Origin of the sequence: Aquiflexum sp., assembly GCF_041751335.1 — a bacterium.
Taxonomy (GTDB): domain Bacteria; phylum Bacteroidota; class Bacteroidia; order Cytophagales; family Cyclobacteriaceae; genus Aquiflexum.
On record NZ_JBGSXS010000076.1, the window covers coordinates 45,427 to 53,982 of the forward strand.

Genomic DNA, 8,556 nt, shown 5'->3' on the forward strand with positions numbered 1-8,556 from the left:
TTTTTTAATCAAACAAAGGCCAACTAATCCCAAGATCTAATGTCCTCCTCAATCCTGTGAAATAAGGGGTGACAAAATAGCCTGGTTCATTCATCATATTGATATTGATATGATTCATTCTCACCAAAACCCGGGTTCTGTTTATCCTTAAATTCATAAAGAAATCCAAAACAGGGTAAGCAAAAACATTGAATTCATTTTGTAAATGAAATTGCTGCAGAGCAGGATTATAAGCTTCGGCAAAATTATCACTTCTAAATCGTCCTTCGAGTCCGATTTGTATAAATAGATTTTCATCAAACATCGGGCTATCGAAGTAAATCCTAGAATTTGCCACAATTTCAGGTATCCTTAAATTATCTTTTCCTTCCCCTGTAATGATTGTATAATACAACTCTGACTCCCAGAAAAATTTCTTTTTGATATGGAATGAATAGGTCAATCCAGGAATCAACATGAAAGCGCCGCCATCAGATTGAATGGCTTGTTGGTTTTCATTGAAAAAGACATAATTATTCACCCTGTTCAATGTGATATTGGGCCTGAAATTCCAGCTGGGGAAATCCGCTTTAAGAACTCCCTTAATTTGATCTACCCCAATATTGGAAAACGTATTATCCCAGCTATGGTGATTGCCTGAGTAAAACTCCTGAACAGAGGTCGGTTTATACAAAGCTTTGGTGTATGAGGCTTCCAGAAAAGGTGAGACAAAAAGTCCTTTAACCCTGAAAGCACCCGGTAGTAAATATTCCCCCTCTGCTTCAAACCTCCATTTCTCGCTGATATCACCCCGAAGCGCTCCACCCAAAAAAAGTTCGTTGAAATTGTTTCTTCTTCTCACGCTATCATACATATGCATTCTCCCTGACCTGAATTTTGCAAATGCATTGTAATATAAAGGTCCAATATCACCTTTGAACCCTACCTCATTTCTCCATTCTGAAAAATGACCTCTATTGTAAGTACTGTCATTAGATACAAACCTTTCAGGATTGAATCTATTGAAAAACAAAGTATCAGAACTATTGAGATTGGATCTGAAAAGAACATCTTGCTTTCTTTTATCAAATACATGGTAAACCTGCCACCCCTTTACTATTTCGTATTCATGATACAGGTGATAATCGAGCCTGAGATCTGTAGCCCGGGAATTTCTCAGCCAGACCTTGGCATCTTCATAGGCAAAGAACAAAGAAGTAGTATCAATATCTGGTGAGATGATTCCCCCCTGTTCATTGACTAGATGTCTCGTCCGTGAAAGGTTTGCCAACAATAAATACTTCCCGTCTTCTGACTTATAATTTGTATGCAAAGAGTATGAAGTGTTTTCGGTTAAGTTATCATCCCTTGCATTTGGATTGAGGGTTTTTCTTGCTTTGATGGTATGGAAATTGAAACCTACATTCCATCTGGGATTTACATTTCTTGCAAAGGCAAGGTCCAGCATATTCCTGTTGCCTCCACCAAAGAAAGCATTCATTTGGGTATAGGGGGATTTACTGTCAAAATACCGCATACTGTCAGCTGAGTGATGGTAAAGATCATAGACATGAAATCCAGAGATAGTCCCGATCATTTGGGGGGTATCATAAAAAATAGGTTTTGCAGCACTCCCAATATTGCTCAAATCCTGGTACATCCAGCCTGACTTAGCCACGGGTTCATAATAGTGAAAACCAGTCAGGACAGTATCCACTTCAAACTTTTTTGTTAAATTCTTTTTGATATCTTTCTCCAAAAAATAAAGTGTTGTCTTGGGTCCGAAAACCATTTTGGTACTGTCATCAATTAGTTTTTTACGCTCACCTGATTGTTCCTGAGATTCCTGATTGAGGTCCCCTTGCTGCAAATTGGTATTTCTTTCTTGGAGCGTCCTAGTCGGAGGTCCTGTTGGAGGCCCCGTAGGTCTGATTTGAGCATGAGACTGGACTGCCCAAAAACTTACAAGTAAAAAAAGAAAGATAACTGGGTTAAATCTCACGGATATACGCTTTGTCCTTGACAATTTTGGTGATCTGATCGAAAAGGAATTTTTTATCCTTCTCAATCAATTTTATTTTTATCGGTAAGGCAAAAATCGGAAATTCTGCCACATATTTATAAAAGGCTTTGTTTTTAAGTTTAACAGCATCCTTTTCAGTGGTCAAAATCATACAATCCTGATGTTTTTTAACCAAATTTGATATTCTGATCAAGTCTGCCTCTTTATACCTATGATGGTCTTCAAAGGTTATGGTTTCCACTACCTGAAATCTTCTTTTTACTTCAGAGACAAACAAAGTCTGGTTAGCGATACCTGATACAAGGATTACCTTTTCAAAAGACTTGGGTTGTGGATCGAAAATAGGAACAGGATCCCCATACTCAATTCCTGAAAACAGCACCGGAACATTAGTGATTTTATTTATCTCAGTTATGTAAAATACCTTATCACTCTCTGAAAGATGATCAAGACATTTGGTCACAATGATCACATCGGCTCTTTTTGCTCCATTGATATTTTCCCTCAAAGTACCTAAAGGAAGAATTCTGTCCTTGAAAAAAGGCTTCTGAAATGTGGTCAAAAGTATGTTAAAATCCCCTTTAACATACCTGTGCTGAAAAGCATCATCTAGCAGTATTAAATCAGTTTGTGGTTTTTGTTTAATAATTTCAGGAATTGCCAGTATCCTTTTTTCTCCTACAGCCACCGAGATACTCTTTCCGAATTTTTCATAAATCTGAAATGGCTCATCTCCGATTTCAGATGGGCCTAAATCTTTACTGGCCATCAAAAATCCCTTAGTCTTCCTTCCATATCCACGGCTCAAAGTTGCAATCTTTAAATGAGGGAGTAGCAATTCAATTAAAAACTCCACCATGGGTGTTTTGCCGGAACCTCCGAGGTTTAAGTTACCTACAACGACGGTCGGTATCGAAAATGATATACTTTTCTTGTTTCCTGTTTCAAACATCCTGTTACGGTAATAGGTGATACCATCATAGATTGCAGCAAAAGGATAAAGCAAGGGGTCGTACCAGCGCATTGGCTATTTTTCCTTAATTTTGGACAAAGTAAAATAAAAAATATGGATTACACGATTCGGGAAATAGTTTCTTACCTCGAAATAATAGCTCCGCCATCCTTTCAGGAATCCTATGACAATGCCCAATTAATAACAGGCAACCCTAATGATAGAGTCACTGGAATACTTTGCACATTGGATACAACTGAAGAAGTGGTTGAGGAAGCCATCAGTTTGGGTTGCAATTTGATCGTTTCCCACCATCCGATCGTGTTCAAAGGATTAAAAAGTCTTACAGGTAAAAACTATGTTGAAAGGACTGTTATAAAAGCCATTAAAAAAGATATTGCCATTTATGCCATTCACACTAATTTAGATCATGTGGCGCATGGTGTCAATAAAAAGATTTGTGATAAGCTGGAATTGACCAACACCAGAATTCTTCAACCCAAAAAAGAATTGTTGTCAAAGTTGACCACCTTTGCTCCTCTTGAAGTTGCAGAAGAGGTTCTACAGGCTTTGTTTACTGCAGGTGCAGGATTGATAGGTGAATATTCAGGTTGTAGTTTTTTGTCACAAGGGACCGGAACTTATACTCCTTCTGAAAAATCAAACCCTCAAAAAGGGACAAAAGGATTACCCCATAAGGAGCCAGAAACCAGAATAGAAGTTCTTCTTCCAAAACATTTGGAACGAAAAGTACTTGAAAGCCTCAAAGAAGCACATCCCTATGAAGAAGTGGCCTACTTTATTCAGCAACTTGAAAACGAAAATCAAGAGGTTGGTGCAGGGATGATCGGTGAACTGATGCAGCCAATGGAAGAAAAAGCTTTTCTTATTCATTTAAAATCCAAGATGAACCTGCAGATTATAAAACACACTTCGTTACTTGAAAAGTCAATCAAAACCGTTGCAGTTTGTGGAGGAGCGGGTATTTTTCTATTATCTGAGGCAAAAAAAATAGGGGCTGACATTTTCATTACATCCGACATCAAATACCACGAATTCTTTGATGCTGATAATCAATTGATTATTTGTGATATCGGTCATTATGAAAGTGAAATTTACACAAAAGAATTACTCTTGGATTTATTGTCGCAAAAATTTAGTAATATTGCACTCTATTTGACAAAAGTAGTTACGAATCCCATAACTTACATATAGTACATGGAAAGTACAGTTGCACAAAAGCTTGAAGCCTTATTAAACCTTCAGAAAATAGATTCCAGACTCGACGCGATTTTTAAAGTAAGAGGAGCACTTCCAGAAGAAGTCCAAGACCTTGAAGATGAGATTATTGGGTATGAAACCAGATTGGAAAAATTCAATACTGACCTAGGAACTTTGGAAGATGATATCAAAAGATTCAAAGATAATATCAAAGAATCAGAGAAGCTCATCAAAAGATACCAAGAACAGCAGATGAATGTCAGAAACAACAGGGAGTATGACGCCATCACGAAAGAATTGGAATTACAGGATTTGGAAATTCAGGTGTCCAAAAAGAAGATCGGAGAGTCACAAGCCAAAATCGAAACAAAAAATCTTGAAGTAGAAGAATTGAAAGGTATCCTTTCTGAAAGAAAAAAGGATCTTGACAATAAAAAATCTGAATTGGATACCATAGTCGCTGAAAGTGAAAATGATGAATCCAAACTTAAAGGTGATAGAGACAAAGCCCTCAAAAAAATTGAGGAAAGGCTTTCAAAATCTTACACCAAAATCAGAACCAATGCCAAAAACGGTCTTGCCGTGGTAATGGTCAAAAGAGGTGCATGTGGTGGTTGTTTCAATGTAGTACCACCCCAAAGGCAGGCTGATATCAGAGAGAAAAAGAAACTCATCGTCTGCGAACATTGCGGAAGAATATTTGCTGGTGTGGAAGACGAGATAGAGGAAGAAGTAACCAAGAAAAAGAGAAGCAGAGCTTAATCCATATTACAAAAGCCCGATAATATCGGGCTTTTCTTTTTTTCGGAATATATAACTGAATTCGAACCATTTTTTGTTTAACCCGTTTTCTTTTTATAGTTTGCACTTATGAAAAGAATATTTCTATCCATCTTTTTTATCAGTATAGTTTCTTTAGGATTTGCTAAAAATCCAGAAGAAAAAACCTTTTTGATTCTTTTCGACAAAGCAGAACTGAAAGCCAACAAAACAAGTACTACTTATATCGAATTAAGCTTGAGTAATGTGTTTAAGACAAAATCTTATGCAGGTAATTCTGATGCTGCTATAATCATCAAGGTTCCCTATGATAACATAGATAAAGTTCAATTGGCTGATTTTTTAATTCGTGTGAATGCCAATAAGGTTTCTTCCTTAGGAGAATTAGCCTTTCAGATTATTGATATGGATGAGAGCAAAAACACTTATCAATACCTTTTGGCTTCTTTTGAAGATAAGTCACCAAAAATTAAAAAATCAGGGAAAGCCATTAAAGTAGTTCCAAGTCCTTGAGGTGATCCCCACAATTAAATTTTTCAACTGAAAAATTCCCAGAAGTATTTTGATCCAATAGGTATAGTCCGAGATTTTGATGTAAAAACACATCCATATATCTTAGATCATAACCTAACAAGACTGCAAGTAAAATTCTCATTGCCCTCCCATGCATACAAATTAAAATAGTCTCAACTTGCTGCGAAAGAATGTAATCGATACCCTTTTGAAGCCTTTTTGCTACCATATTGGGACTTTCTCCACCTTCAATTGCATAATCAAGATCGCCTGAGCTCCACTTTTCCAACATTGATTCATAATATTTATTTTCTTCGTTGGACATCGGTAAGCCTTCATATTTCCCCCATGAAATCTCATTTAAATCAGGAACCCCCTCGTGTGGCAATGCTAGGTCAATAAATCCCTGAATGGATTGTTTGGTACGCTGAAGACCTGTATAATATACTTTTCCAAATGGTACATCTTTGTAATGTTCAAAAAAAGCAGCTGCCTGTTTTTGACCGTTAAAATTTAATGGTGCATCTATCCCACTGCCCTGTACAACTCCTCGGAGGTTGTAATCAGTTTGACCATGCCTTATCAAGTAGATTTTTTTAGTTAGCAAGTTTCTTTATTTTTGTTTTCAGTTTTCAAAGAAAAAAAATTTATCTCACAATCCATGATATTTCCTGCAAACCTCAGTCTAGAAACTCTTAATAACATGGGAAAAGGTACCATGACAGATTTTTTGGACATTAGGTTTACACATATAGGAGATGATTTTTTGGAAGCAACTATGCCTGTAAATTCTAAAACCAAACAGCCACTTGGTCTGTTACATGGAGGGGCCAATGTAGTTCTGGCCGAAACATTAGGTTCTGTGGCAGCAACAATGACGGTCGACCAAAGAGAGCAATACTGTGTAGGTTTGGAAATCAATGCCAATCATCTCAAATCCGTAAAAAGTGGAATTGTTAAAGGAATTACCAAACCAATCCATCTGGGTAAAAAAACCCAAGTATGGGAAATAAAAATCTTCAATGAAGATGACGAATTGAGCTGTATCAGCAGAATTACAATTGCTGTTATTGAAAGAAAGTAATATGTACACTACTACCGATATTGATCAAATATCACTTCAAAATTACCTTGGCAATCTAATATCCCAGCAAATGCATGAAGGACATCAAATTGCTATTTGGAGAAAACCAAAATCCGGTTTTTTACAGGTACTGATTGACAAGACAGGTATTTTAAAAAGAGTAACTCCTAATCTTGAAGAGCTGACTCCTGGTTTTATTGTGCACCCTTTTGAAGACCAAGAGGATAAAAAAGCTTTTTTCCTTGAAGCTAATTCTTATTTTAAAATTGACTTGGATATCAATTTTACACACCAAAAAGATGATTTGGAGCCAATCACACAAATCAAATCCAGGGATGAATTTGCTAAGGATATCAAAAAAAAATTTGTAGAAGATGGAAAGTCAATAGGAGAAAAAGCATCGATAGAATGTAGCAAAAATGAATTCTTAGAGTTGGTAGAAAAAGGAATCAAAGCCATTGATTCAGGTCAATTAAGCAAAATTGTGCCTGCAAGGATAAAAAAAATAAAGTTAAATCATGACTTTGACTTGATCTCATCTTTAAAAAGTTTGATACAATCCTACCCAAATGCATTTATTAATTTTTTCCATATTCCTGATTTAGGCACTTGGATTGGAGCCTCCCCAGAAATACTTATCCAAACCCAAGGAGATGAATTTTATACCATGTCACTTGCCGGCACCCAAAAAGCACAAGGGGATAACCCACTTAAATCAGTAGCATGGACTCAAAAAGAAATTGAAGAACAGGCATTGGTAAGTCGGTATATCGTGGATTGTTTCAAAAAAATCCGATTGAGGGAGTATGATGAACATGGACCAAAAACAGTCTTGGCGGGTAACTTATTGCACCTGAGATCTGATTTTAAGGTCAATATGAAGAAGACTAACTTTCCTCAACTTGGGTCCGTAATGCTTGAATTGATGCACCCAACATCCGCAGTATGTGGTATGCCCAGAAAAGAAGCACTTGAGTTTCTTTTGGAAAATGAAAAATTTGACAGATCACTTTTTGCGGGATTTATCGGTCCGGTAAATATAGAACAAGAAACCTCAATCTATGTGAATCTACGGACTGCCCGACTATTGGAAAATCAAGCTATACTATATGCCGGAGCAGGCGTAACAGAAGACTCTATTCCAGATCAAGAATGGGAAGAAACTGAAATGAAATGTGACATTATTGGAAAACACCTTAACCTGAACAACTGATTTTGACCTTACAATCCATTAACGATCTAGTTTCTCTTTGCCACAAAATGGGTATATCCAATGCGATATTGTCCCCGGGTTCAAGATGTGCACCAATTACTTTGGCATTTACCCGTCATAAAGGCTTTCATTGCAGGACCATCTCTGATGAAAGGTCTGCGGCTTTTATCGCCCTAGGGATGGCCCAACAACTGTCTCATCCGGTAGTCATTCTATGTACCTCGGGTTCGGCGGCCTATAATTATGCTCCTGCAATTGCGGAAGCGTTTTTTCAGCAGGTCCCGCTTTTGGTAATTACGGCAGACCGGCCTCCGGAATGGATAGATCAATGGGACGGGCAGACCATACGGCAAACGAATATATACGGGCAACATGTTAAAGGTTCTTTCCAGTTTCCAGATGAATATGGTCATCCTGATAAGGTATGGCATGCCAATAGGTTGGCAAATGAAGCTATAAACCTGGCAATGCAGTTTCCCCAAGGACCGGTGCATATCAACATTCCACTGCGTGAGCCTTTCTATCCCGAAACAAATGAGAAATTCAGTTTCACGGAAGATGTAAGATCTATTGAGGCAATTGATATAGAAAAATCCCTTTCGAATGAAGCAAAAAACCTACTTTCAGTTTCTTTGGAAAAGTTTGAAAAGATATTGATTGTACCCGGTCAGCAAAGACCTGATCAGGACATTCAAAAAATATTGGACGATATTACAATCTCAGGAAAAGCAGTTGTAGTATCCGATACTATTTCCAACATGCAGTCAGAGCACACAGTCGTTTTCCATGAC

Annotated in this window: 9 protein-coding genes; 6 read left to right on the forward strand and 3 right to left on the reverse strand. The window is 37.4% G+C overall.

Features of this window, described 5'->3' with window-relative positions:
• Positions 1-4 precede the first annotated feature (4 nt).
• Positions 5-1,981: a putative porin gene (locus tag ACEW8U_RS04915; protein WP_373520921.1), complete on the reverse strand. Its 1,977-nt coding sequence runs from the start codon at positions 1,979-1,981 to the stop codon at positions 5-7.
• A complete protein-coding gene (gene lpxK, locus ACEW8U_RS04920; RefSeq protein WP_373520922.1) occupies positions 1,971-3,026 on the reverse strand; it encodes a tetraacyldisaccharide 4'-kinase in 1,056 nt (351 codons plus the stop codon). Before lpxK ends, ACEW8U_RS04915 begins: the two co-directional genes overlap by 11 nt.
• Before the next feature lie 42 nt (positions 3,027-3,068).
• On the opposite strand from lpxK, the gene ACEW8U_RS04925 reads away from it, so the two are divergent.
• The 3 genes from ACEW8U_RS04925 (at position 3,069) to ACEW8U_RS04935 (ending at position 5,468) form a co-directional block, all read left to right on the forward strand.
• Positions 3,069-4,169 (forward strand): Nif3-like dinuclear metal center hexameric protein, encoded by a 1,101-nt coding sequence (locus ACEW8U_RS04925; protein WP_373520923.1) that lies wholly within the window; start codon positions 3,069-3,071, stop codon positions 4,167-4,169.
• Between the two features lie 3 nt (positions 4,170-4,172).
• A complete protein-coding gene (locus tag ACEW8U_RS04930; protein WP_373520924.1) occupies positions 4,173-4,937 on the forward strand; it encodes a zinc ribbon domain-containing protein in 765 nt (254 codons plus the stop codon).
• A gap of 108 nt (positions 4,938-5,045) precedes the next feature.
• Entirely contained in the window at positions 5,046-5,468 is a 423-nt protein-coding gene (locus ACEW8U_RS04935; RefSeq protein ID WP_373520925.1) for a hypothetical protein, read from the forward strand.
• Here the strand turns inward: ACEW8U_RS04935 and ACEW8U_RS04940 are convergent.
• Positions 5,446-6,075 carry a histidine phosphatase family protein gene (locus ACEW8U_RS04940; protein ID WP_373520926.1) on the reverse strand — a complete coding sequence of 210 codons (630 nt, stop codon included), beginning with the start codon at positions 6,073-6,075 and terminating at the stop codon, positions 5,446-5,448. The genes ACEW8U_RS04935 and ACEW8U_RS04940 overlap by 23 nt on opposite strands.
• Positions 6,076-6,129: 54 nt before the next feature.
• On the opposite strand from ACEW8U_RS04940, the gene ACEW8U_RS04945 reads away from it, so the two are divergent.
• The 3 genes from ACEW8U_RS04945 to menD all read left to right on the forward strand — a co-directional run.
• Entirely contained in the window at positions 6,130-6,552 is a 423-nt protein-coding gene (locus ACEW8U_RS04945) for a hotdog fold thioesterase (protein ID WP_373520927.1), read from the forward strand.
• Position 6,553: 1 nt separating this feature from the next.
• Entirely contained in the window at positions 6,554-7,765 is a 1,212-nt protein-coding gene (locus ACEW8U_RS04950) for a chorismate-binding protein (protein ID WP_373520928.1), read from the forward strand.
• A gap of 2 nt (positions 7,766-7,767) precedes the next feature.
• Positions 7,768-8,556 (forward strand): 2-succinyl-5-enolpyruvyl-6-hydroxy-3-cyclohexene-1-carboxylic-acid synthase (gene menD, locus ACEW8U_RS04955; protein WP_373520929.1); only part of this gene is annotated, 789 nt, incomplete at its 3' end.

Bases quoted from the DNA above. Each gene is read 5' to 3' on its own strand.
- ACEW8U_RS04945 (WP_373520927.1), top strand. From the start codon at position 6,130: ATGATATTTCCTGCAAACCTCAGTCTAGAAACTCTTAATAACATGGGA.
- ACEW8U_RS04950 (WP_373520928.1), top strand. From the start codon at position 6,554: ATGTACACTACTACCGATATTGATCAAATATCACTTCAAAATTACCTT.
- ACEW8U_RS04935 (WP_373520925.1), top strand. From the start codon at position 5,046: ATGAAAAGAATATTTCTATCCATCTTTTTTATCAGTATAGTTTCTTTA.
- ACEW8U_RS04930 (WP_373520924.1), top strand. From the start codon at position 4,173: ATGGAAAGTACAGTTGCACAAAAGCTTGAAGCCTTATTAAACCTTCAG.
- ACEW8U_RS04925 (WP_373520923.1), top strand. From the start codon at position 3,069: ATGGATTACACGATTCGGGAAATAGTTTCTTACCTCGAAATAATAGCT.
- lpxK (WP_373520922.1), bottom strand. From the start codon at position 3,026: ATGCGCTGGTACGACCCCTTGCTTTATCCTTTTGCTGCAATCTATGAT.